The sequence below is a fragment of the Martinezella sp. CNPSo 3732 genome (genome assembly GCF_057784515.1).
The window spans coordinates 24,747-48,076 of record NZ_JBXSOO010000026.1; the positions used below are offsets into that span (position 1 = coordinate 24,747).

Consider the following 23,330-nt stretch of genomic DNA (forward strand, 5'->3'; position numbering starts at 1 on the left):
GTAGGTTAGCGATCGAGCATGCCCTTTTGGCGTGCTGCGGTCACGGCCGCAGTCCGCGTGGAGACGTTGAGCTTCGCAAAGATATTGCGTAGGTGAAACTTGATCGTATTGTCGGACAAGGCCAGATTCCGGCCGATTTCCTTGTTGGAAAGCCCCGAACTCAGCAGTTCAAGCACCATGCGCTCCCGGCCGGTAAAGGCATAGCCCCCATCATCGACGGCTGGCTCGTGCACCGTCTCCCCACTTGCGAGCAGAGACTGGAGACGCTTTCGAGGAACGTTTGCGACGGTTGGATGATTGGCGAGTGCGCGAAGCTCGCCGAGTCCCGCGGAGTGATCGAGATGAAGCAGCGCCCGGTAGTCGTCGAGGGGGGTCGTCAACACGAGATCGGAAAGGCTGGCGGCGGCGAGATCCGCGCGGCCTTCCGCCAGAAGGATCCCTATTTCGATGAGAGCAAGCTCGATCGCGCGCGGGACATGCGGACGCTGCGACTGACGCATCCTGAACTGATCAAAGACCTCGCGCGCCTTGGCCGTCTCGCCAAGAGCCAGATAGACGCGTGTCCAGAAGATCGCCGGCGTGGCTCCGCGCAGATGGATGGCCAGCGTATTGGCGCGATCTGAAACGATTGTCTGCATGCCGAAGCCATTGGCCTCCGCATGGCGGATTGCCTGATCGAGATCGCCCGATGCCATAAGCAACATGGCGCGCTCGCCGTCAATCAGTCGCGTGAGCCGATCGAAGCCGCGCCGCCGCGCCACGGCGCGGATGCGATCCATCGCTGCATGGGCTGCAAGCAAATCTTCGCGCATCCGCAGGACCCGTTGCTCGGCCATGAAGCCCGCAGCCAAAAGGTCAAACCAGGTATCGTGAAGCTCGAGGTGAGGCAGCGCCCATCCGAGCATCTCCGCCGCTGGCTCCGCCTCGCCGCGCATCGACAGAACCTCAGCCTTCAACACCTGGCCGACGGCATCGAGATCACTGCCCGGACCGATATTGGTCTGCGCTTCGCAGATCAGCTCTTCATAGGCCGACAGCGCGCTCACACAATCACCGGAGAGAAAGAAGGCCTGGCCGATATGGGTATAGAGGTGCATGGCACCGAAATCGGCGCCACCGTCGCGAAAGGCCCGAATGGCCAGATGCCCGTAGTGCAGTGCCCGGTCAAGCTCGCTGCGGATCAGGAAATTGTATGAAAGCATGTTGAGCGCCAGCGCCCGATGAATGAGCTCCATTCCATCCGGCTGCCGCAAATCATCTTCGAGCGCGGAAAGATCGGCCGCCGTCGCCCAGTGATCCGTATAAAGCGCCAGAAGGATGCGCACGACGCGCAGGTCCTTTGCCAAGCTCGGGTCTGCAGCAGCGGCCCGCTCGGCGATGACAAGATAGTGATTGGCGGCAGCAAGCTGCGCCGCCTTGGCGTTGAAGATCGAGAGTCCAAGCGTCGCAAGCGGAAAGCGGACGAGATCGATTTCCGAGGCGCGTCCGCTCAAGGCCTGAAAGAGCGTCGCGCCGCCGCGAGTGGTGGCATAGACGCGCCGCCAGCCGCCGGCGGTTTCGACGATGCGCGCGGCAAGATTGGCGTCGCCCGCCGAAAGTGCATGATGCACGGCCCGATCGATATCGCCTTGCGCTTCAAACCAGTGGGCGGCGCGATTGAGTGCAAGATTGGCATCGATCCCCCTGCGGCTGGCGGTCTTCTTCAGGAACTCGTTGAAGACCGGATGAAACCGCATCCAGTTGCCGGGGCCTGCCAGCAACGTAACCGGGAGCGCGTAGTCAGCCAGCCTCTCGCTGAGATCCGCCTGCTCCTTGCTTTTCAGCACGGCTTCGAGCAACGAATGATTGAAGGCCGGAAGCGCGGCCGTTCCGATGAGGAAATCGCGTATGTCTTCAGGCAGATGCTCGAACACCTGCTCCGACAGGTAGGAGCCCATGTCAGCACCGCCGCCGTCGAAAGAGGCCAGAATGCTGTCGCTCTCCTCCGATTCCGATACGAGCAGGCTCACCATCTGCAGCGCAACCGCCCAGCCTTCGGTCCGGCGATTGAAGGAACCGACCTGCTCCTCTGTCAGATGAGTGCCCTTACCGGCGAAAAGCTCTCCCGCTTCGGCATCGGTAAAGCCGAGCTCGGCAACACCGAACTGTTTGAACTCACCACGCAACCGCAATGCGGAGAGCGGAAACCTCGGCGGGCTGCGGCTGACCAGCACCAGCTTGACGTGTTCGAGCGAGAGGTCCGCGAGGATCTTCGCCATCAGCGCCTCGGTCGCATCCGTCTGGGCGAAATGATAGTCGTCGAGAAAGACGACGAGCGGCCCCTCGATCTTGCGCAGGCGCGTCGCCAGCACGGAAAGCAATGCCGCCGCAGGCAGGTTGCCGGCATCCGCGCCATCCTCATGAAGCAGCGTCTGCAAGGCATCGATCAACGCGAGCAGAAAGGCTTCCTGGTTGGTATGTTCGGCATCGAGCGACACCCAGCAGAGCTTGACACCATCCTCCTTCAACAGCTCGTACCATTGGACGGCAAGAGAGGTCTTGCCATACCCGGCAGGTGCGACAATGGTCGTCAAACGGCGCAGGCCGGCCCGCCGGAGCTGCCGCAACAGGTCGCTACGTCTGATTGTTTGCTGCCCGCTTGAGGGGGGAGCAAATCGATTCTGTCCACTCATGGGGCGGGATGATGCTGTCTTGGCCGGCAGTTTGCAACCCACGCGAAAACGTTTGCAAAGCCGGTTTTTCCCCATATTTCGGAAGATGGCGCCTCACAGGCCCTGGTTGACGCCCCGCAGAATTGCAACGGTGCAGTTGAAGCTTTCCAAAATAAGGCTCGCCGGGGCTTGGAGGAGACTCCACAGCCGCCCCATAAATGCGCTCGAACGGACAAAATTTTGCCGTTTCCGCCTATAAACGGTCCGTTAGGGATTTGTTGACCATAATTGGAGGGTATAGCGATGCCGCAGACGCGGCGCCTCTGATTTCTGTTTCTCTTAGCAAGGCGAAAGTCGTATCCGTGCATCACGTGATCTTTTCCATTCCGGCGATGGTTTTCGCCACGACTTTCTCATTCGTCGCTTGCCGGGTGGCGTTGATCGCAATGCTGGTGCTCGCTGCTTTTGCCGGCACCGCGGCGGCCGAGGATCGGGCGCTCAAGCTCTTCTTCACCCATACGGGAGAAAGGGCGACCATCGTCTTCAAACGCAGCGGTAAATACGACCCGCGAGGCCTTGCTCAAATCAATCGTTTCTTACGCGACTGGCGAAAGAACGAGCCGACCAGGATCGATCCGGAATTGCTCGATCTCGTTTGGGAGGTCTATCGCCGCAGCGGCGCCAACGAAGCCATTCACGTCGTCTCGGCCTACCGCTCTCCCTCGACCAACAGCATGCTGCGCAACCGCTCGCGCAGCTCCGGCGTTGCCAAACACAGCCAACATACGCTCGGCAAGGCGATGGATTTTTACATTCCCGGCGTGAAGCTTGCGAGCCTGCGGGCGATCGCCATGCAGATGCAGATCGGTGGCGTGGGCTTCTATCCCAATTCCGGCTCGCCGTTCGTGCATCTGGATGTCGGCAGGGTCAGGGCCTGGCCGAGAATGTCGCGCCAGGAGCTCGCGCGGCTTTTCCCGAATGGGCAGACGCTCCACGTGCCGGCTGACGGCAGACCGCTGCCGGGCTATGATGTGGCCGTCGCACAATCCAAAAAGCGGCCATCTCAAATGAGTAGCAGGATCGCAGCTGTCTCCGATGACGATGACGACGCCGGGTCATCGATAGCGTCACGCAATGACACGCCCGATCGCAGCCTTCTCACCAGCATGCTGCCGACGCCCAGGAGCCGAGCCCTGACCGGGCTGGAGCTTCAGCTCGGCAAGCGAGTGACCGAAGAAAGCAAGAGCCAGCCCTTTGCCGATCTTGCGGCCTATGCCGTTCCGCTGCCGGCTTGGCGGCCGACCAGCAGCATCGTTGTCGTCCCGACGGCCGCACCGGAAAGACCCGTCCCCCCTGCTGTGTTCGCCAGCCTGGTCGTGGGACGCAACGATGCCGGAAAGCTCGTAGTTTCGGACAATGCGAAAAATACGGCCGATAGCGCCATGGCAAAGATGCAGCCAATGGCGCAGCTCCCGAGTTCCGCCTCGCAGGACGTATCCGGCGGCGTCGGGGCGATGTCGACCGGCGCCATCGTCGCCTGGGCCCTGCAACCGCCGGGCATGGCAGTCGACATGACGCTCCCAAGCCTCGTCAGCGCGTCCATTCCGATGCACGACGACATGGCGGAGGCTCAAGCCGGAGCTTACGATGGCGACGACTTCGATGTCGAGCGGTTCGGTTTCGAAGGCTGAAGCAATCTCCCAAGGCATGGTTTGCCAGGGGTCAGCTCCGCTGTTCCGGTGATCCCGCCGCCTGTACCGGTGGGGAGAGTTGGGCAAGCCCGCCAAGCGTGAAGCGAACAAGCCGGTCTGCCAGCTCCTCGTCGGTGGTCGATTCCCTGGCAAGCGCCGGAATGATCTCGGACACGCGCTTTTCGGCCACCAGCAGCATGAAACAGGGCGCCATCGTAGAGAGCGCCGCCTGAGCAACGAGCGGATGGTCCGGCGCCACGCCGATGATCTGGGCAATGACGCCGAACAGCAACGCTTTCTTGGGCTCGATTTCCTCGCGTCGCAGTTTATCGATATGCGGAGTCGGCGCGATCAGTTCGCGGACGATCACCTTGGCCGGCCATGAGTGCTCATTGCCGGTACGCACGACTTTGACCAGCAACCCGATAAATCGGCGCAGCTTCTCCTTCGGCTCGATGTCCGCGCTAACAGTGCGGGCAAGCACATCGTAACTCATCAGGCGATGATGCGCCTCGGCAAGAACGTCTTCGTACAAGGCCTCGATGCCGCCGAAATGATAGTTGACCGCCGCTGCATTCGTCCCCGCACGCAAGGCAATTTCCTTCGCAGTCGCGCGGTCGAAGCCGAATTCGGCGAAAACGGCTCCGGCCGCTTCAAGCAGGCTTATCCGCGTGGCAGCCCCGTCCTGCCGATCTCGAGATCGCGCCGTTCGCCTTATGCCTCTGGCCATTGCTTCCGCCTTCCACTAATTCAAATATTAATTTGAAATTTGAATTTCACAAGTGCTATAATCACTCTACGGATCGATATGTGTCACCGTTCGTTTCATCAAAGCCGGCATCTCTTTGGAGTTCAAATACAGCATGCAGCGCGTCATCGTCATCTTGCTCCTGTTGATCGCCGTCGCGGGTGGAGCCTGGTGGTATTTCCATCGGGATAACGGCTCGAACGAGCTTGCTCTCTATGGAAATATAGACTTCCGGCAACTTACCCTCGCCTTCAACGGCAGCGAACGTGTCGCCGAAGTCCTTGTCGAAGAGGGCGCGCAAGTCAAGAAAGGCCAGGTCGTCGCCAGGCTGGATACGAGCCGTCTTCAGCCTCAGGTCGCCCAGGCCGAGGCGCAGGCAGCAAGCCAGCGCGCCAATCTCGAGCGTCTCGAGAACGGCAATCGTCCCGAGGAGATTGCGCAATCCCGCGCCAATCTCGAATCCGCCAAGGCGGAAGCGGTCAATGCCCGTGCCCAGTTCGAACGCCAGAACGCCCTTGCTCCCAAGGCTGCCGTCAGCCAACAGGCTTTGGACGAGGCGCGCTCTGCCGCCGCCGTTGCCGACGCCAAGGTCGTCGCCAATCAGAAGGCGCTCGATCTGCTTGTCGTCGGTTCCCGCGTCGAGGACATTCAAGAGGCAGAAGCGCAGCTGCATGCATCGGAAGCCAATGTCGCGCTTCTGCACCAGCAGCTTGCTGATGCCGAGCTGAAAGCGCCGGTCGATGCGATTGTGCAGTCCAGACTGATCGAGCCCGGCGAGATGGCGTCACCCACGCGAGCGGCCTTCTCGCTTGCGACGATCAGCCCGAAATGGGTGCGCGCCTATGTCTCGGAAACCCAGCTTGGAATGCTTCGTCCCGGTATGAAGGCTAACGTCAGCGTGGATTCGCTACCTGGACGGACGATCCCCGGATGGATCGGCTTTATCTCCTCGGTTGCCGAGTTCACGCCGAAATCGGTGCAGACGGAAGAATTGCGCACAAGCCTCGTCTATGAAGTGAGGGTCTTCGTGGACGATCCCGATAACACGCTGCGGCTGGGCATGCCGGCAACCGTCAAGCCACTTTCGGGCGAGCAGGCGAATGTCGCAACCGCGCAGCAATAGAGCGAGGATATATGAGCGGCGATTTCTCTGTGGTGGCGAGCAACATCCGCAAGACGTTTCGCCGGGATACGGGCGAGATGGTGGAGGCGCTTGCCAATGTCTCGCTCGACGTCCGCAAGGGAGCATTGACGGCCCTCGTCGGCCCGGACGGTGCCGGCAAGACGACACTCCTGCGTCTGGCATGCGGCCTCATCGCGCCGGATGGCGGCAGTCTGCAGGTGATCGGCGTCGATATCGCTAGGGAACCGCAGCATGTTCAGGACCGGATCGGCTACATGCCGCAGAAGTTCGGCCTTTACGAGGATCTGAGTGTTCAGGAGAACCTCGATCTCTACGCCGACCTGCATGGCGTGACGCAGTCGCAGCGCGACGAAACCTATCCGCGACTTTTCGAGATGACGCAGCTCGGCCGCTTCAAGGAGCGGCCGGCGGGCAAATTGTCGGGGGGCATGAAGCAGAAGCTCGGCCTCGCCTGCACGCTGGTGCGGGCACCGGAACTCTTGCTGCTCGACGAGCCCACGGTCGGCGTCGATCCGCTGTCGCGGCGCGAGCTCTGGGAAATCGTCTTCAAGCTCGTCAAGGAGGATGGGCTTTCGGTGATCGTGGCGACCTCCTATCTCGATGAGGCGGAACGCTGCGAACATGCTGTGCTCATGCACGCGGGCAAGATCCTCGATCAGGGGCCGCCGGCCGAGATCACGGCAAAGGCCGATGGTTGCTGCTTCATGGCCCAGGGTATGAACGATATGCCGGCAAGATCCCTGCAGGCGCGTCTCTTTGCCCTGCCCGGCATTGTCGATGCCGTACCGGAGGCCGGCCGTGTCCGGATCGTGCGCAAGCCGGACCAGAAGAACGAGCCGCTGGAGCTGGACGGCAAGAAGCTTGAGATGGAAAGCGTGGCGCCGCGCTTCGAAGATGCCTTCATGATGCTGTTCGATGCCGTTGCCGGAGATACCGAGCGCAAAGGCCACGAGGGCGCTTCATCGAGCAATCGCAACGGCGATGAAACGGTGGTCGAGGTCCGCGACCTCCTCCGCAAGTTCGGGGATTTCACCGCCGTCGATCATGTCAGCTTCAGTGTCCGCAAGGGCGAGGTCTATGGCCTGCTCGGTCCGAATGGCGCGGGAAAGAGCACGACCTTCCGGATGCTTTGCGGCCTGCTTCCCGCAAGCGGCGGCACATTGATGGTCGCCGGCTCCGACCTGCTGAAGGCAGGCGCGAAGGCGCGGGAACGGCTGGGCTATGTCGCGCAGAAATTTTCACTCTATGGCCAGCTCAGCGTCGACGAGAATCTGGAGTTCTTCGCAAGCGCTTACGGATTGCGCGGCAGGCGCAGGAAGGACAGGATAGCCGCCCTGAAGGACCAATTCGAACTGGATCAGTTTTCAAAGCTGCCCAGCGGCCAGCTCCCCGGCGGTTTCAAGCAGCGGCTGGCGCTGGCCGCCGCTCTCCTGCACGAGCCGGACATTCTCTTTCTCGATGAAGCCACAAGCGGCGCCGATCCCCTGGCAAGACGGCAGTTCTGGGGCCGCATCACCGCTCTATCAGAACAGGGCGTGACCATCATCGTAACGACGCATTTCATGGAAGAAGCCGAATATTGCGACCGGATCATCATCCTCGACGCCGGCAAGAACCTGGCCGAGGGCACGCCGGTCGAGATCCGTGCCCATGCCGGAGCTGATGGAGAGGCCGCGGCAACGATGGAGGAAGCCTTCATCGCCATCGTCGAGAAGGAGCGGCACAGACAAATGGAGAAGGCGGCATGACCCAGTCCGTCGACAGGCCAGGTCACGGATTTCGCGCAGCCCTGCGCCGCATCCGCGCGCTCATCCGCAAGGAAACCTGGCAGCTCCTGCGCGACCCGAGCAGCATCGCCATCGGCATCGTCATGCCGGTGGCGCTGCTGATCCTGTTCGGATACGGCATCAATCTCGACGTCAAGAACGTTCCCGTTGCGATCGTCATGGAAGAGAATTCGGCCGAGGCGCGTGGGCTTGCCTCGGCCTTCGAGCTCTCCAGCTATTTTTCGCCGAAGCCCGTCAAGACCATGGCCGAGGCCGAACGGATGCTCCTGTCATCCGAGGCGCGGGCGATTCTGCGCATACCCTCCGATTTCGCGCGCAAGTTCGCCCAGGGAAACGGTGAGGTTCAGGTGGTCGTCAACGGCAGCGATGCCAACACGGCGCGCATTTCGCTGAGCTATGCCGAGGCGGCGGTCAGGGTCTGGGCCGCCAAGGAGGCGGCGCGCAAAGGCGCGATCATCGGCGGCAGCGTCTCGATCCAATCCCGGCTCTGGTTCAACGAGGCCAATGACAGCAGCTATTTCCTTGTCCCCGGTCTCGTCGTCCTTGTCATGACGCTGATCGGCGCGCTTCTGACCGCCCTTGTCATGGCGCGAGAATGGGAGCGGGGCACTTTCGAGGCGCTGTTCGTGACGCCGGTGCGCTCCACTGAAATCCTGCTTGGCAAGACCGTCCCCTATTTTCTTCTCGGGCTCGCCGGGCTTGCGCTCTGCGTTGTCGGCAGTCGGCTGCTCTTCGGCGTGCCGCTACGCGGATCGCTGCTGATCCTCACCGTCGTCTCCATGCTCTATCTTCTGGTGGCGCTGGGGCTTGGCCTTGCCATATCCTCGATCACGAAGAGCCAGTTCATCGCAAGCCAGGTGACCGTTCTCGTGACCTTCCTGCCGGCCATGATGCTCTCGGGCTTCATGTTCGATCCCAGGAGCATGCCTTTGGCCGTGCAGATCATCACCTATATCTTCCCTGGCCGGTATTTCGTCACGCTGCTGCAGACCCTGTTTCTCGCCGGCAATATCTGGAGCGTCATCCTGCCGAATGCGGCGGTGCTTGCCGGCATGGCCGCGGCTCTCATGGCGCTTGCCGTGCGAATGACCAGAAAGAGGATCGCATAGCCATGTTGATCGCCTCACTTCTGCGCATCGTAACGCTGATCCGCAAGGAACTGCTCGTCATCCTGAAGGACCCGAGAAGCCGGGCAAGTCTCGTCGTCCCTCCCATCCTTCAATGCCTGATCTTCGGCTACGCCGCCACTTATGACCTCAACACGGTTCCCTACGCGCTCGTCGACCAGGACCGGACGGCGACCTCGAGAAACCTTGTCGCCAAGCTCGAGGGATCGGGCATATTCGAGAGGGTGGCGACGCTGACGCAAACGGGCCAGGCGGTAAGGCTCCTCGACACCAAGCAGGCTGTCCTGATCATCGTCATCGAGCACGATTTCGAAAGGCAGCTGGAATCCGGGACCTCCGGCACAGTGCAGGTCATCGCCGATGGCAGAAACTCCAACACGAGTGGTATCGCGCAAGGCTATGCCAACACGATCGTCGGCGATTTCACCGCCGACTGGCTTGCGCAGAAGGGCGGCGCCGACAACGCCGTGCAGGTCACGACCCGTGCCTGGTACAATCCGCAGCTGGAAACGCGCTGGAGCATGGTCCCCTCGCTCATCGGCACGATCACCATGCTGATGACGATGATGCTGACGGCCATGTCCGTCGCCCGCGAACGCGAGGAAGGAACCTTCGACCAGCTGCTCGTGGCGCCATTCACGCCGACCGAGATCATGATCGGCAAGGCGGTGCCCTCGATGATCGTCGGCATCACCCAGGCATCGACAATCCTGCTGGTGGCCCTGTTCTGGTTCCGCATCCCGTTTGCCGGCTCATTCCTGACGCTCTATCTCGGGCTGAGCCTCTTCCTTGCCGCGGCCATCGGCTTCGGGCTTTTCCTGTCGTCTATCGCCGCCAACATGCAGCAGGCGATGATCCTCTGCTTCGTCTCCCTGATGCCGTTCATGCTGTTGTCGGGGCTGATGTCGCCGACCGACAACATGCCGGAAGTCCTGCAATATGCGACGATGATCAATCCGCTGAAATACGCGATCAGCATCACGCGCGGCGTCTATCTCGAAGGTGCGGGCCTCGATACGCTGTTTCCGGATATGCTCGCACTCGTCGCCATCGCCGCCGCGACGATGCCGGTTGCCGCCTGGATGTTCCGCCACCGCTTGAACTGAACCACACCGCGCTTTACCCGCAATTGCTCCGAGGGGATCGGGGCCGGCGAACTCATGCATTGTCTGCCGGGTGCTTCCTGCCGTAGATCCTCGCGCATGCGAGTTGTCGGGAAATGCGAGAAAGCACGTCGTGCTCTCATCGCCGAAGAAATGACGGCCGGCCTATGCGGCCTCCGCCAGTTCCACGCGATTTCTTCCGCTCGCCTTCGCCCGATAGAGCGCCTTATCGGCAGCCTCGAGCACATGCTTGAAATCCGTCGTCGGCTCAAGGGAGCAGGCAATACCGATACTGACGGTGACGTGGACGGCTTCCTGCTCGAACATCAGGGTTGTGCCCTCGATATCCTTGCGAATTTTCTCCGCGACGGCGGCCGCGGCCCGCGTATCGGTATTGGGCAACAGCACGACGATCTCCTCGCCGCCATAACGGGCGGCAATGTCGGTCTTGCGCACGGTTTGCCTGATGACATCGGCCAACCGCGCCAGAACGGTGTCGCCGAACGAATGGCCCCAGCTGTCGTTGATCTTCTTGAAGTGATCGATATCGAGCATGATGATCGAGAAAGGGATACGCCGCATGCCCGCTTCCTTGCTGCATCGATCGCCTTCGCGCTGCAGCACGCGGCGGTTGGGCAACCTTGTGAGGGGATCGAGGCTCGCTTCATTCTCCAGCGCGCGCTGTATGCCGATGCGATATTGCTCCCGCTGCAAGAGGTCCGACAGGAGCATGACGCCGAGGATATTGACGATCGTCACCGGAAGTGTCGCCGAGATCAGAAGGGCGCGCGCAACCGCCCACGGCAAAAGGAAGACAACCACAATGGATGAGCAGGTCGCCAGACCGAACAGGGCCGATCGCCTCCATCCCGTGCCGGTCCATTGCCGCGGCAGCAGACTGAGTACATAGCCCACGACGGCAACGATTACGATGCCGGCAACGCCAATCACGGCGCCCATGCCGCCCACCATGTACCGAAACAGGGCCATCATCGCCGCAGCGACAATGGTTCCCAGAAGCCCCCCATAGATCGGCGTAAGGACAAGGAGGATAGAACGGCCATCCTGAATGACGCCCGGCATCCATTGGATGGGATCACCCATGGACAGGATACCGACCAGCCCGAACAACAGCCCGACAGCCACGGATTTCAAAGCACCGCGTTCGACGATCCGAATGACCCAGGAATAGGCATAGACGATGATCGCAACCTGGCCGAGGACACGTATCAGCGAAACCAGATGTGTTTCAATTTCCATTGCTATTCCCAGTCCTCGCAACGACCCGCGACGATTGACCTTGCCTCGGCATAATCAAAGTCTGTTTGGGATACCATGCGAACTCTGCAAAATGGTTTACCAAGCCTCTCATTGACCGGCGGCGTGGCAAAATGTTCGAGCGGGAACCGGGAGTGAAGGTCATCGTCGCAATCAAACTTCTGAAGCAATGCATCTCAATATCGCTACGTCCGGAATCTGTCATCCAGGCCGGATGTAGTCATGCGTCCCTCGGAGATCATGGACCACGAGGAAAGCGAATCGTGAAAGCCGATGGATCGAGATGTCGAAGGCACCGGGCAGACGGTGAGTCATCAAAGCTGCTCATGACCACCCTTCCCAAAGCTCCACTTACGGATCCGAATGATCAGCCCTATCTGGCGCCCCGGACGGAACGATCAAGGGCTCTCCGCCAATTTGGCGCTCCCCGAGACGCGTCGCCTGACCGATACCGACGTCCGCAAACTTCGGCGCTGCACCAATTGACGCATTGCGCTTGCAATAGGCCTGTCCTATGACTGCAGCCTTATCCGCGAATTCGGGTGGGTGGGGACAAGAATGCGGAAGACGATTTCGCGAACATTTCAGTGGAGCGCGCGCATTCTTTGCGCCGTTGCATTGTTGTTTGTCGGCTTCGCCCATCAGCCTGTTGTCGCGACCGCGGACGAGATATCCCCGATCGAGCTTGCCCAGTACAGGCTCCCGGACGGTTCCCTGCCTATCCTCTGCATCACCTACAAGGATGCCGACGGCAAGGTGCATGGGAAAGCCTATGCACCCGGATGCGAGGCATGCCGGATCGCGTCCGCCGCGATGCTGCCCACGCCTCCGACCGAGATTTGCGAACGTCTTGTCTCCCTGCACCGGGAGATCGTCGTTGCAAGATCGGAAGCTTTCCACCGCCAGCTTTATCCGCCGAACACGGGCCCGAGAGCGCCTCCCCTCCTCGACATCGTTGGCTGAACCGGCGTTGCGGCTTCGCCGTGACGCCCGCCGTCAACGCTGCCGCATCGCGACCCTTAGGTCGTAAAATCTGAGGATTGGTGTTCCTGACTGTACTTTGCCGAACTAGGCGGGGCCGATTGACCCGGCTGCCCATGTGAAGCAAGTTCACCGCGAATGGCGAACCATCGCCGCCCTCCCCAGATCGATCGTGGCAGCCTGCCGATCTTCGGAGGATTTCATGTCTGCCTTTACCGCTGCAGAGCCTGCAGCCGCAGTAACCCATAATGTCTCGCTCTATCGCGCAATCTGGCGCTGGCATTTCTTCGCCGGTCTGCTCGTCATTCCCTTCATGCTCAATCTGGCGATCACCGGTTCGCTCTATCTGTTCAAGGATCAGATTGCCGATACTTTCTATTCGCATCGTTACCTCGTCGCCGAGACCGGCACGATGTTGCAGCCGCAGCAGATCGCCGATGCGGCGCTCGCAGCTTTCCCCGGCACCCGTGCGACCTCCTATCACGAAGCGTCGGCGCCGAACCGCTCGGCCTGGATAACCATATCCAAGGGCGGTCAATCGACCATCGTCTACGTCAATCCCTATGACGGCAGCATCCTGGGATCGGTGGGGTCGAAACAGGAGTTCGGCTGGGTGGTCAAGCGCATCCACAGCCTCGAATATTTCGGAAAATGGACCAATCGCCTGATCGAGATCGTCGCGGGCTTTGCCCTCGTCCTCGTGGTGACCGGCATCTATCTCTGGTGGCCGCGACAGCAGAGCGGCGGCGTGCTCACGGTTCGCGGCAACCCGTCCCGGCGCGTCTTCTGGCGCGACCTGCATGCCGTGACGGGCGCGCTTGCCGGCATCCTTATCTTCTTCCTGGCCTTCAGCGGCATGCCATGGTCCGGTTACTGGGGCGCCAACGTCAATGCCTGGCTGACGGCAAATAATCTCGGAACACCGGCAGCGGTCTGGGATGAGGTGCCGAAATCGGCGAAGGTCACACAGGATATCGTCAGCCGCGCCGGCTGGGTGGTCGAGAACGCACCCGTTCCGCTTTCCGATATCGCGGCGGCGCAATCGGCCAAGCCGATCGGTCTTGATAAGGCCGTCGACATCATGCACGGGCTGGGCATAGTCGCCGGTTCCGATCTCGCGATCCCTTCGGATGAGACCGGCGTTTATACGGCAAGCCACTATTTCGGCGATCTCGGCAAGGAACGCACTGTCCACATCGACCAATATTCCGGCAAGCCGCTCATCGACATTTCCTTTGACCAGTATCCGGCGCTCGGCAAAGCGATCGAATGGGGCATCAATGTCCATCAGGGACAGGAATGGGGCCTTTTCAACCAGCTTCTGATGCTGGCCGCTTGTCTCGCCATCGTTCTTTGCTGCGTGACGGCTGCGACCATGTGGTGGAAGCGAAGGCCATCGGGCCGTCTCGGCGTACCGCCGATGCCGCCGCAAAAATCGGTCTATATCGGCCTGTGGCTCATCGCCATCATCTTCGGGGTGACCTTCCCGCTGACGGGAGCTGCCATCGTCGCAATGCTGCTCCTCGACCAGTTCGTGGTTCGTTTCGTGCCGCCGCTCCGGCGTTTCTTTTCCTGACGAGATCGGGCGGAGCCCAAAGGCTTCGCCTGCCCGCTCCTTTTCCGGATCAAGGATATCGATCATGCTGAAACAGATTTCTGCCCTTGCCGCCTTCGGGCTGGCATTCCTGTCCTCCTCCCTCGCGTCCGCCGACGATGTCAAAATCGGCAACCTCATCATTTCCGCACCCTATGTTCGCGCCATGGTGCCGGGAGCTCCCGTCGGGGGCGGTTATATGACCATCACGAATACGGGCGACACCGACGACCGGCTGGTGGCTGCGAGCTCACCGCGCGCTGCAACGGTCCAGATTCACGAGATGAAAATGGACAAGGAGGTCATGATCATGCGCGAGCTTGCCGGCGGCCTGCCGATACCGGCGGGCCAGACTGTCGAACTCAAACCCGGCGGCTATCACGTCATGTTCATGAAGGTTGCCGAGCCCTTCCTTCAGGGCCAGACGGTGAGGGCAACGCTCGAATTCGAAAAGGCCGGCTCTATCGACGTCGATTTCCCTGTGGGATCGATAGCGGCGAACAAGGAGACGTCCCATGTCAAATAGACGACGTTTCGTTGCAACCGCCGTCGCCCTTACGCTTGTCGCCGGTGCGGGCGCGATCGGCTACGCGACGTTCCTCATGGTTCCTGAGGTGCAGGCCACGGGCGGCCTCGGCACAGCCTTCACGCTCACGGACGATCGCGGCGAGCCCATCACCGAAAAGGCCCTGTCGGGCCATCCCTCACTCGTCTATTTCGGCTACACGCATTGCCCCGACGTTTGCCCGACAACGCTTTACGATATGGCGGGCTGGTTCAAGACGCTCGGACCGCAGGCCGATGGGCTGAAAGCCTATTTCTTCACCGTCGACCCGGAGCGCGACACGCCGGAGATCATGCACAGCTACACCGGCAATTTCACCGACCGCATCACCGGGATTACGGGTGATCCCACCGAAATGCAGAAGGCCATCAAGGGCTGGCGCATCTATGCCAAGAAGGTGCCAAGCCCGGACGGTGGATACACCATGGATCATACCGCTTCCGTGCTGCTCGTCGATGCCGGCGGCAATCTCAGAGGCACCATCGCCTATCAGGAAAACAACGATGTCGCGCTGCAGAAGATCCGAAATCTGCTGCGGCAGGATTAATTCCGTGGCGCGTAAGCGCCACTGGGACACGGGAATTCCGTCCGGCTTCGCCGGCAACGGATATCGGCGATCGACCGATCGCCATCACACGATCCGCAGACTTTCCGCGGGTCGCCAACAGGATGAGGAAATCAAATGCCCCCGATCAAGAAACTGCTCCCCGTTGCCATCGCAATCAGCGTCGCTTTTGCCGGCCAGGCCATGGCGCATGCCCATCTGAAGTCGGCCGTTCCGGCAGCCGACGGCACAGTCAAGGCCGCACCATCCGAACTCGACCTAACCTTCTCGGAGGGCCTCAATTTGAAATTCAGCGGCGTCAAGGTCACCGGCCCCAACAAGGCGAGCGTCAAGACCGGAGAAGGCATGCTGATGAACAGCGGCACCACGCTGATGGTGCCGGTGACCGACAAATTGCCAGCCGGCAAGTACATGGTGGAATGGCATGCGCTCTCCACGGACGGCCACAAGACCAACGGGAGCTACAGTTTCACCATCGCGCCTTGACCGGTCCGGAAGCTGCCCACGATTGCGCGGGCAGCTTCGCCTTCCTGTTTCCGGCTCAGGCACTGCTGGTAACGCAGCCCTGCAGAAAGATCGCCGCGCATTCCGTTGCGCGAGCCTGGATCTCTTCATCATCCGGCGCCAATCGCTGGCCCAGCATGACGGCTCGTTGCGGCTCCATCGCCATCATTCCCCGCAGGAAGCCGGCGGCACGCGAAATATCCGCGATCCTGATTGCCTCCTTGTCGCGCTGGCTCCGCAGCCAGACCTCGAAGACCACGGTCGAGGCCGTGATCGCCCGCTCGTAGAAGGACGCCGCGATTTCGGGAAAGCGATCAGCCTCGGCCACCGCAAGACGATTGATCGCGATCGTTTCCGGATCCAGCACCAGACGGCCATAGGCGATCAGGATTTGCTCAAGTTGATGATGCAGGTCCGGATGCCTGAGAAGCCCCTGGTCCACTTCGACGTTGAAACGGGCGATGCGATCGGTAATCACGGCGTTGAAGATCTCGCCCTTGCTCTCGAACAGCCGATAGACGGTCTTGGTCGAGACACCCGCGTCCTGCGCAATGTCGTTGATGCATGCCGAGGCATAGCCCGCTTCCATGAAGCGCTTTCTGGCCGACGACAGAACGATTGCCCGGGTATCGTCGTCACAGCGAACCTGCGGTCGTCCTCGCGGTCGTTTCGTGGCTTTTGGATTTAGGACCATAGATATTTTCCAAAATACTGTTGACTTCGATTTTATAGCGCTTATTTTGGAAAGTATCAAGTTTCCAAATTGAACTTGGCCGCTACCCCTGCCCGGCAGCGACCCCTGTCAGGAGCAAGTAAATGGCTAATAATCTGCATATCGTCACGTCCGAGGGTGCTTCCAGCGAAATGCAGGGAACCGTCGAGGCGAAAGCCAAGGAAGTGGTGACGACCGAACCCCGTCCGGAGGCGCCGCAGGCACCGGCCGGCGGCAACGCCGCTCCAACGCGCAGCAAGACGCCGCGCCGCTTGATGTATGGCGCGGGTCTGATCGCCATCATCGCCGCGGCGGGCTACTATGGGCACGACTACTGGCAAAACGGCCGTTTCGAGGTGTCGACCGACGACGCCTACGTCCAGGCCGACAACAGCTCGATCGCCCCGAAGATCTCGGGCTATCTGGCGGAAGTCCTGGTCAAAGACAACGAGACGGTAAAGGCCGGCCAACCGCTCGCCCGCATCGACGACCGTGATTTCCGCGCAGCCCTCGACCAGGCCAAGGCCGATGTCGCTGCCGCACAGGCAACCATACAGGCCGAGCAGGCCTCGCTCGATATCCAGCAATCGACCATTGCCGCTGCGCGGGCGACGCTGGATGTGGACAAGGCGAACGAAACTTTCGCCGAACAGAACAACAAGCGCTACGCCAGCCTCGCCTCCAACGGCTATGCCGCCGTGCAGACGGCACAGCAGGCCGCATCGCAGATCGCCGCGGCCCAGGCTGCCATCGTGAGAGACACCGCGACCTTGGAAGGCGCGATCAAGCAGGTCGAGCTTCTGAAGGCCCAGATCGCCCAGGCGACGGCTGCCCTGCAGAAAAGCGAGGCGGTCCAGCATCAGGCCGAGCTGAACCTCTCCTATACGACCATCATGGCCCCCGTCGACGGCACGATCGGCAACCGGACGCTGCGCATCGGCCAATATGTCCAGGCCGGCACGCAGCTGATGTCGCTGGTGCCGACCGACCAAGCCTATGTCGTCGCCAACTACAAGGAAACGCAGCTGACGAATGTCCATGCCGGCCAGCCTGTCGATATCGAAGTCGACATGTTCCCCGGCAAGGTTTTCCACGGCCATGTAGACAGCCTTGCGCCGGCGAGCGGACAGGAATTCGCGCTGCTGCCGCCGGACAATGCGACCGGCAACTTTACCAAGGTCGTCCAACGCATTCCGGTGAGGATTGCGCTTGAGCCGCAGACCATGAACAGCGGTGAACTACGCCCGGGAATGTCCGTCGAGCCGAGCATCGACACCAAAGCAGACGCCGCACAGCGGAACTGACGGCGGGAGCCACGACAATGTCTACAAGTACAATAGATGGCCGTGCGATGCCGGCCGCAGCGGCAGAGCCGCGTGCATCGACAAGAGAGTGGATCGCAGTTCTGGCCGGCATGATCGGCGCGTTCATGGCGATCCTGAACATCCAGATCACCAATGCCTCCCTCCTCGATATCGAGGGGGGCATCGGCACCGGGGTGGACAATGGCGCCTGGATCTCGACCTCCTATCTGATCGGCGAGATCGTCGTCATTCCGCTCACTGCCTATCTCAGCAGCGTCTTCTCGTTTCGCCGCTACATTCTGGTGAATTCGGTGCTGTTTCCGCTGCTATCCCTGTCCTGCGCCTTCGCCCACGATCTCGGAACAATGATCGTGCTGCGCGGGCTGCAGGGATTTGCCGGCGGTGTGCTGATCCCGATGGCCTTCACCATGGTGCTGACGAAGCTTCCGAAGCCGCAGCAGCCCTTGGGGCTGGCGATCTTCGCACTGTCCGTCACCTTCGCTCCGGCCATCGGCCCGACCATCGGCGGCTACCTGACCGAGAATTATGGCTGGCAGACCATCTTCTTCATCAACGCCGTCCCGAGCGCCATTATGGTCGTGGCGCTTGCGCTGACGCTGGACAAGCAGCCGATGCAGTTGAAACTGCTGCGCGAAGGCGACTGGGCCGGTATCGTCACGATGGCGATCGGCCTCTCCGCCCTGCAAACCGTACTTGAAGAGGGCAACAAGGACGACTGGTTCTCCTCGCCCTTCATCGTCCGCCTGAGCCTCGTCGCGGCCGTGTTCCTGACACTCTTCATCATCATCGAGCTGAAGGTTTCGAAGCCGCTGGTGAAGCTGCGGCTGCTGAAGCAAAGGAATTTCGGGCTTGGCGTGCTCGCCAATATTCTCGTCGGCGTCGCGCTGTTCGGGACGGTCTATATCCTGCCGCAATATCTGGGCCAGGTGCAGAAATACAATGCCGAGCAGATCGGCAACGTCCTTGCCTGGACGGGATTGCCGCAGCTGCTGCTGATCCCGCTGGCTCCACTGATGATGAAGCGGGTGGATGTGCGCTGGCTTGCCTTCTTCGGCATCGCGGTCTTTGCACTCAGCTGCTTCATGAACGTCACGCTTTCGGCCGACAATGCTGGAGACCAGTTCTTCATTCCGAACATCGTTCGCGCCATCGGCCAAGCCTTCGTCATCACGCCCGTCACCGCAATCACGACAGCAGGAATTGCTCCGGCGGACGCTGCCGCGGCCTCCGGACTGACGAACATGCTGCGCAACCTCGGCGGCGCCGTGGGTACTGCCTCGCTTGGGACCATCCTGACCAAACGCGAGCAGTTCCACTCCAACATCATCGGTCAATCCGTAACTCTTGCCCGTGAGGAAGTTCGCGAGCGGATCGACCAGATGACCGGCTACTTCCTATCGCACGGAGTTTCGGACCATCAGGCAGCCCAGCAGAAGGCGATCATTGCCCTCGGCCAGATCATCAAGAGACAAGCACTGATCATGGGCTTCAGCGACACCTTCGCCGTCATCGGTGTGGTGCTTGCCATCGCAGCGATCACCATGCTGTTCACCAAGCGCCCGCAGGCCGGCGGCGGCGCAGGTGCCCACTGAACCATGCGGATGCATGCACCGATGTCATATGGCTCGAGCTGCGAGAGCGGTCGCCTGGATCAGGACAATCATACGATACGCCAATGGTGTCCGGAAACTCCCGGGCGCCATTGTTCAATTCCCGTCGGCCTGCCGAACGGAGACGCAAGGGCAACAGCCCGTCTTTACGATCAGCTTGCCGCGTGCGCGAGTCGAAGCGATGCGCGGTCTTGGCGAAACGATGGGGAAACGGTGAACTGAAGAAGCAAGTCGTGCGGTGCTGGATCTTCAGGCGCCCAAGTCGGCTACCTGTTCATGTCCTCGACGACCCAGCGGAAAAATAACAATATAACGGCTGCAAATAGTAATAGCTGAACCAATTTAGGCAAATCAAGCATATCATAGCTCTCTAATTTAACTGCTGCATCATGCAGACAAGCCAAGATAGCCATGTACGTATTAATTATTCGCCATTATTGCTCAGCATAATTTATGATTACTAGTAAAACTAATTTATACACCGCATAACTGTAAAGTTATAATGAAAATTACACTCAATACGCATCACGCCGCCAAGTTGGGCACGCAAAACTATACTTGTTCGATCCCTTTCACTCTCGACTCGCGGCCCATCTCACTTACGGTAGGTCGACGGATTGATGCCGTGACGCTGCAGACGGGCATAGAGACTTCTGCGCGGCAGTTTGAGCGCCTGCGCGACCTCGGAAATATCCCCCTCATATCGCTCCAGCGCGGCCCGCAGAATGTTCGCCTCGAAGTGATCCATCTGATCGGAGAGGCCGAACTCCATGGAAGGCTGGCTGCGAGCGGAGGCGAGGCCGAGCGCCGCTTGGGTCGCATAGTTGCGCAGCTCCCGGACATTGCCCAGCCAATCGTCGGTTAGAAATCGGGCCTCCATCGCGGCATCGATAGGCGGGCGCGGCACGCCGTGCAGGCGGGCAGCCTCGTCGAGGAAGGCGCTGAACAACAGGCCGATATCGGGGCGGCGCTCCCGCAGCGGCGGAATGCGGATTCGCACGGTTTCCAGCCGATAGAGCAGATCGGCGCGAACGCGGTTATCGGCGACCGAGCCGTGCGGATCGTTTTTCGTCGCGGCGACGATGCGGAGATCGACAGGGGCCGGCTCGCCGCTCGCCGAGGGCAGCTCGCGCTCCTCGACGACCCGCAAAAGCCGGCCCTGCAGCAGAGGTGACATGCTGTCGATTTCGTCGAGAAAAAGCGTGCCGCGATCGGCCTCGGCAATGCGCCCGCGCCGGACGCGGTTCCCGAACAGGGTCTCGTCGGCGATCGCGTCCGGCAAGGCGGCACAATCGACCGCGACGAAACTGCGGGCACGCCGCCTGCTCCAGCGGTGGATGAGCCGGGCCACGAGTTCCTTGCCGGTGCCCGTTTCGCCTTCGACCAGAACATCCACGTCGGCATTTGCGACCTGGCGGATCGTTTCGCGCAATCGTGCCATGACCGTCGTCTGGCCGAGAAGCGGCGATGCATCCTCCGCCTCGGCAGCCGCCTGCCGCAAACGCCGGTTTTCCAGCACCAGGCGGCGCGTTTCCAGCGCCCGGCGCACCGATGCGATCAGATGATCGGTGGCAAAGGGCTTGGCGATGAAATCATAAGCGCCCTGTTTCAGCGCCCCGACAGCCATGGCGATATCACCGTGGCCGGTCATCAGGATTACGGGCAAGTCCGGATCGCGGGCCAGCACGGCTTCCAGCAGATCGTGCCCATCGATGCGCGGCAGGCGGATATCGCTGACGATCACACCGGGCAATGCGGTTGCGAGGCTTGCCAGCGCCGACTGCCCATCACCATGCGTCTCCACCTCGAAGCCCGCTATGGCGAAGGAATCCGTAAGTGCGGCATTGAAGGGGCCATCATCCTCGACCAAAAGAACTTTCTGCGACGCTTCCAGGGTCATGCTCGCCTCACCGTCATTACGAAAGCCGCGCCACCGAGCGGCGAAGGGCCTATGGTCAATGATCCGCCGAGATCGTCCATGATGTCCTGGGCAATCCCGAGCCCGAGACCAAGTCCATCGGGCTTGCCGGTAACGAACGGGCGGAATATCTCCTTGGCCAGTGCCGGATCGATGCCGGGACCATTATCGGCGACAGTCAGTTTCACCATATCCTTTCCGGCAGCGTCCACGAGCAGAGCAACATGCGGATCCTCGATACCGGCAACGGCATCGATAGCGTTCTGCAGCAGATTGACGATGACCTGCTCCAGCCGCACCCGTTCGGCAAGCACATGCGGCTGCCCCTGCGCCGGCAGATCCAGCCGCACGCCGGCTTTGCGAAACCGGTTTCCGACCAGCAGCAAGGCGCCCCCGATGATGGCATCGAGCGGCTCCGCTCCGGCTGCGCGCCGCCCCCGGCGTGAAAAACGCCGCATCTCCTGCGTGATCGTGCCGATGCGCGCCGTCACTTCGACCGCGGCATCCAGATTGGCGCCGACACGATCGAGGCGGTTGGCCGCGAGATGATGGCGAGCATTCTCGGCGAGAGTGCGGATGGTCGCGACAGGCTGGTTGATTTCATGCATCAACCCCGCGGTGATCGAACCGACGGAAGCAAGGCGGTTCGCCTGGGCAAGTTCCTCACGCGCATCGCGATATCGATCCTCAGCGCGCGCACGTTCAGCCATCTCATCGTGCAGCTCGGCCGTGCGTGCGGCGACGGCCTCCTCAAGCGCACGCCGATCGTCCGCTGCCCTGGCTGCGCGGGTCATCCGCCACCAGATCGCAGCAACGATGGCGGCCAAACCCACAATGACGGGCAAAGCCAGCAGCCAGGCCCGCGCCTGCGCTTCCTGCAGCGCCGCGCGGGTGTCGAGAAGGTGCAGCAGACGCAAATGGGTTCCAGCTACCGGCTGCTCCGCAGCGATCATGATGCGACCGCGCGGATCGCGTATGCGACCGGCATCCTCGGCGTGATAATTGCCCTGCCCGAGGGCGGCGTCGCGATATTGGCCGCTTGCGGCAATGCCGGCCCGGACTTCGGGCGACAGAGGTGCAAGCGTCGTCAGCACCTGTGACGGGTCGGACGCGGCAAGGATGATCTGATGCTCGTCGACCACAAACGTTTTTCCGCGGTCGTTCGCCCAGATCCGCGATACCGCATCGAACTCGAATTTGACCACGACGACTCCCACTGGAGCGGCGGCATCGCCGACCCTGCGGGCCAGAAACAGACCTGGCCGGCCACTGATCGCTCCGGCGCCGTAATATTCCGCAGTGCCGTCTTTCAGCGCCTCGGAAAAATACGGACGAAAGCTGAAATTCTTGCCGACGAAACTGTCTTCAGTTCCCGCGTTCGACGCAGAAATAACAAGTCCCTTTTGATCGACGAGGTAGATAATATAGGCGCCGGTTTCCCGCGCCAGGAAACCAAGTTTTTCGTCAAGCCGACGGGCGGCATCCGTTGTGGGGCTCGCGAGCGCCTCACCAAGATCGCGATATTCGCCAAGCACGATTGGAAGAAGCCGGAACCGCGCCAGCTCACTGTCGAGCAGGCGGATATGCTGGACCGCAAGACCGCTCGCCTCCGCATCGAGCCGCCTGAGTGCGTCCTGACGCGAAAGCGAAAGCGCCGCATACCAAATGCCCGCGGCAGCGGCCAAACCGGCCACCACCAGCAGGACAGTTCGCTTCAAACCTGTTCCGTTCATTTGTGCAGAATATTGCACAAACCCCGAGATAGCCATGCAGAATCTTGCGCGAAGTTTTCCAAGAGCGACGATCTCGTCCTGAGAAAAATGAAATATATCAATGGAATACCCTGAGCGACCCTTAAATCTCGCGCGCCGCGCTTTCCCCACGTATCAATAGCGCCACTGGGAGAGTGGACCTTCAATACGCAGAACCGTCGGATGTCGGCCGGGCAATGGCATTGCGGATATCGCCTTGATAGCGGCCGCCAGCCACCCGAATGCGCAAGGCCTTCCCTGGCGACCCCGTCGTGT

The 23,330-nt window shown here is 61.0% G+C and carries 18 protein-coding genes; 12 read left to right on the plus strand and 6 right to left on the minus strand.

The genetic code is table 11. From position 1 onward, the window contains the following. Positions 1–5: 5 nt before the first annotated feature. On the minus strand, positions 6–2,573 hold the full coding sequence (locus AC13RM_RS28750; protein WP_488555968.1) for a winged helix-turn-helix domain-containing protein: 2,568 nt from the start codon (positions 2,571–2,573) through the stop codon (positions 6–8). A 470-nt stretch (positions 2,574–3,043) separates the two neighbouring features. Between AC13RM_RS28750 and AC13RM_RS28755 the strand changes: the two genes are divergently transcribed. Continuing rightward, positions 3,044–4,342: a peptidoglycan L,D-endopeptidase MepK gene (locus tag AC13RM_RS28755; RefSeq protein ID WP_488555987.1), complete on the plus strand. Its 1,299-nt coding sequence runs from the start codon at positions 3,044–3,046 to the stop codon at positions 4,340–4,342. Positions 4,343–4,373: 31 nt separating this feature from the next. On the opposite strand, the gene AC13RM_RS28760 is transcribed toward AC13RM_RS28755, so the two are convergent. Further along, positions 4,374–5,072 carry a TetR/AcrR family transcriptional regulator gene (locus AC13RM_RS28760; protein WP_374818696.1) on the minus strand — a complete coding sequence of 233 codons (699 nt, stop codon included), beginning with the start codon at positions 5,070–5,072 and terminating at the stop codon, positions 4,374–4,376. 133 nt (positions 5,073–5,205) lie between these two features. On the opposite strand from AC13RM_RS28760, the gene AC13RM_RS28765 reads away from it, so the two are divergent. From AC13RM_RS28765 to AC13RM_RS28780, 4 genes are read left to right on the plus strand one after another with little or no spacing between them, the layout of a single operon-like run. Then, the gene (locus AC13RM_RS28765) at positions 5,206–6,213 is read left to right on the plus strand and encodes an HlyD family secretion protein (protein ID WP_374818699.1); all 1,008 of its coding nucleotides are present in this window, start codon (positions 5,206–5,208) and stop codon (positions 6,211–6,213) included. Positions 6,214–6,224: 11 nt separating this feature from the next. Then, the gene (locus AC13RM_RS28770; protein WP_374818702.1) at positions 6,225–7,982 is read left to right on the plus strand and encodes an ATP-binding cassette domain-containing protein; all 1,758 of its coding nucleotides are present in this window, start codon (positions 6,225–6,227) and stop codon (positions 7,980–7,982) included. Continuing rightward, positions 7,979–9,130, plus strand: coding sequence for an ABC transporter permease (locus AC13RM_RS28775; protein WP_374818705.1), 1,152 nt, complete (start codon positions 7,979–7,981; stop codon positions 9,128–9,130). Before AC13RM_RS28770 ends, AC13RM_RS28775 begins: the two co-directional genes overlap by 4 nt. 2 nt (positions 9,131–9,132) lie before the next feature. Beyond that, on the plus strand, positions 9,133–10,254 hold the full coding sequence (locus AC13RM_RS28780; RefSeq protein ID WP_374818708.1) for an ABC transporter permease: 1,122 nt from the start codon (positions 9,133–9,135) through the stop codon (positions 10,252–10,254). A gap of 162 nt (positions 10,255–10,416) precedes the next feature. Here AC13RM_RS28780 and AC13RM_RS28785 read toward each other — a convergent pair whose 3' ends face one another. Continuing rightward, positions 10,417–11,511: a GGDEF domain-containing protein gene (locus AC13RM_RS28785; RefSeq protein ID WP_095437245.1), complete on the minus strand. Its 1,095-nt coding sequence runs from the start codon at positions 11,509–11,511 to the stop codon at positions 10,417–10,419. Positions 11,512–12,087: 576 nt separating this feature from the next. Between AC13RM_RS28785 and AC13RM_RS28790 the strand changes: the two genes are divergently transcribed. The 5 genes from AC13RM_RS28790 to copC all read left to right on the plus strand — a co-directional run bounded on the left by AC13RM_RS28790 (position 12,088) and on the right by copC (position 15,720). Next, on the plus strand, positions 12,088–12,492 hold the full coding sequence (locus tag AC13RM_RS28790; RefSeq protein ID WP_374818711.1) for a hypothetical protein: 405 nt from the start codon (positions 12,088–12,090) through the stop codon (positions 12,490–12,492). A 220-nt stretch (positions 12,493–12,712) separates the two neighbouring features. Continuing rightward, the gene (locus AC13RM_RS28795) at positions 12,713–14,086 is read left to right on the plus strand and encodes a PepSY-associated TM helix domain-containing protein (protein WP_374818713.1); all 1,374 of its coding nucleotides are present in this window, start codon (positions 12,713–12,715) and stop codon (positions 14,084–14,086) included. Between the two features lie 64 nt (positions 14,087–14,150). Continuing rightward, a complete protein-coding gene (locus AC13RM_RS28800) occupies positions 14,151–14,630 on the plus strand; it encodes a copper chaperone PCu(A)C (protein ID WP_374818715.1) in 480 nt (159 codons plus the stop codon). Continuing rightward, on the plus strand, positions 14,620–15,216 hold the full coding sequence (locus AC13RM_RS28805; RefSeq protein ID WP_374818717.1) for an SCO family protein: 597 nt from the start codon (positions 14,620–14,622) through the stop codon (positions 15,214–15,216). The genes AC13RM_RS28800 and AC13RM_RS28805 overlap by 11 nt, the downstream gene beginning before the upstream one ends. 135 nt (positions 15,217–15,351) lie before the next feature. After that, positions 15,352–15,720, plus strand: coding sequence for a copper homeostasis periplasmic binding protein CopC (gene copC / locus AC13RM_RS28810; RefSeq protein ID WP_374818719.1), 369 nt, complete (start codon positions 15,352–15,354; stop codon positions 15,718–15,720). Between the two features lie 55 nt (positions 15,721–15,775). On the opposite strand, the gene AC13RM_RS28815 is transcribed toward copC, so the two are convergent. Continuing rightward, the gene (locus AC13RM_RS28815) at positions 15,776–16,432 is read right to left on the minus strand and encodes a TetR/AcrR family transcriptional regulator C-terminal domain-containing protein (protein WP_488555969.1); all 657 of its coding nucleotides are present in this window, start codon (positions 16,430–16,432) and stop codon (positions 15,776–15,778) included. Between the two features lie 170 nt (positions 16,433–16,602). On the opposite strand from AC13RM_RS28815, the gene AC13RM_RS28820 reads away from it, so the two are divergent. After that, positions 16,603–17,754: an HlyD family secretion protein gene (locus AC13RM_RS28820; RefSeq protein ID WP_374818966.1), complete on the plus strand. Its 1,152-nt coding sequence runs from the start codon at positions 16,603–16,605 to the stop codon at positions 17,752–17,754. Between the two features lie 17 nt (positions 17,755–17,771). Beyond that, positions 17,772–19,367, plus strand: coding sequence for a DHA2 family efflux MFS transporter permease subunit (locus tag AC13RM_RS28825; protein WP_374818721.1), 1,596 nt, complete (start codon positions 17,772–17,774; stop codon positions 19,365–19,367). Positions 19,368–19,980: 613 nt separating this feature from the next. On the opposite strand, the gene AC13RM_RS28830 is transcribed toward AC13RM_RS28825, so the two are convergent. Both AC13RM_RS28830 and AC13RM_RS28835 read right to left on the minus strand, forming a co-directional pair. Then, positions 19,981–21,285: a sigma-54-dependent transcriptional regulator gene (locus AC13RM_RS28830; RefSeq protein ID WP_488555970.1), complete on the minus strand. Its 1,305-nt coding sequence runs from the start codon at positions 21,283–21,285 to the stop codon at positions 19,981–19,983. Further along, a complete protein-coding gene (locus AC13RM_RS28835; RefSeq protein WP_374818725.1) occupies positions 21,282–23,021 on the minus strand; it encodes a sensor histidine kinase in 1,740 nt (579 codons plus the stop codon). Before AC13RM_RS28835 ends, AC13RM_RS28830 begins: the two co-directional genes overlap by 4 nt. Positions 23,022–23,330 lie beyond the last annotated feature (309 nt).

Coding starts and splice junctions, on each gene's coding strand:
- AC13RM_RS28755 (WP_488555987.1), top strand. CDS start 3,044: ATGGTTTTCGCCACGACTTTCTCATTCGTCGCTTGCCGGGTGGCGTTG.
- AC13RM_RS28760 (WP_374818696.1), bottom strand. CDS start 5,072: ATGGCCAGAGGCATAAGGCGAACGGCGCGATCTCGAGATCGGCAGGAC.
- AC13RM_RS28765 (WP_374818699.1), top strand. CDS start 5,206: ATGCAGCGCGTCATCGTCATCTTGCTCCTGTTGATCGCCGTCGCGGGT.
- AC13RM_RS28770 (WP_374818702.1), top strand. CDS start 6,225: ATGAGCGGCGATTTCTCTGTGGTGGCGAGCAACATCCGCAAGACGTTT.
- AC13RM_RS28775 (WP_374818705.1), top strand. CDS start 7,979: ATGACCCAGTCCGTCGACAGGCCAGGTCACGGATTTCGCGCAGCCCTG.
- AC13RM_RS28780 (WP_374818708.1), top strand. CDS start 9,133: ATGTTGATCGCCTCACTTCTGCGCATCGTAACGCTGATCCGCAAGGAA.
- AC13RM_RS28785 (WP_095437245.1), bottom strand. CDS start 11,511: ATGGAAATTGAAACACATCTGGTTTCGCTGATACGTGTCCTCGGCCAG.
- AC13RM_RS28790 (WP_374818711.1), top strand. CDS start 12,088: ATGCGGAAGACGATTTCGCGAACATTTCAGTGGAGCGCGCGCATTCTT.
- AC13RM_RS28795 (WP_374818713.1), top strand. CDS start 12,713: ATGTCTGCCTTTACCGCTGCAGAGCCTGCAGCCGCAGTAACCCATAAT.
- AC13RM_RS28800 (WP_374818715.1), top strand. CDS start 14,151: ATGCTGAAACAGATTTCTGCCCTTGCCGCCTTCGGGCTGGCATTCCTG.
- AC13RM_RS28805 (WP_374818717.1), top strand. CDS start 14,620: ATGTCAAATAGACGACGTTTCGTTGCAACCGCCGTCGCCCTTACGCTT.
- copC (WP_374818719.1), top strand. CDS start 15,352: ATGCCCCCGATCAAGAAACTGCTCCCCGTTGCCATCGCAATCAGCGTC.
- AC13RM_RS28815 (WP_488555969.1), bottom strand. CDS start 16,432: ATGGTCCTAAATCCAAAAGCCACGAAACGACCGCGAGGACGACCGCAG.
- AC13RM_RS28820 (WP_374818966.1), top strand. CDS start 16,603: ATGCAGGGAACCGTCGAGGCGAAAGCCAAGGAAGTGGTGACGACCGAA.
- AC13RM_RS28825 (WP_374818721.1), top strand. CDS start 17,772: ATGTCTACAAGTACAATAGATGGCCGTGCGATGCCGGCCGCAGCGGCA.
- AC13RM_RS28830 (WP_488555970.1), bottom strand. CDS start 21,285: ATGACCCTGGAAGCGTCGCAGAAAGTTCTTTTGGTCGAGGATGATGGC.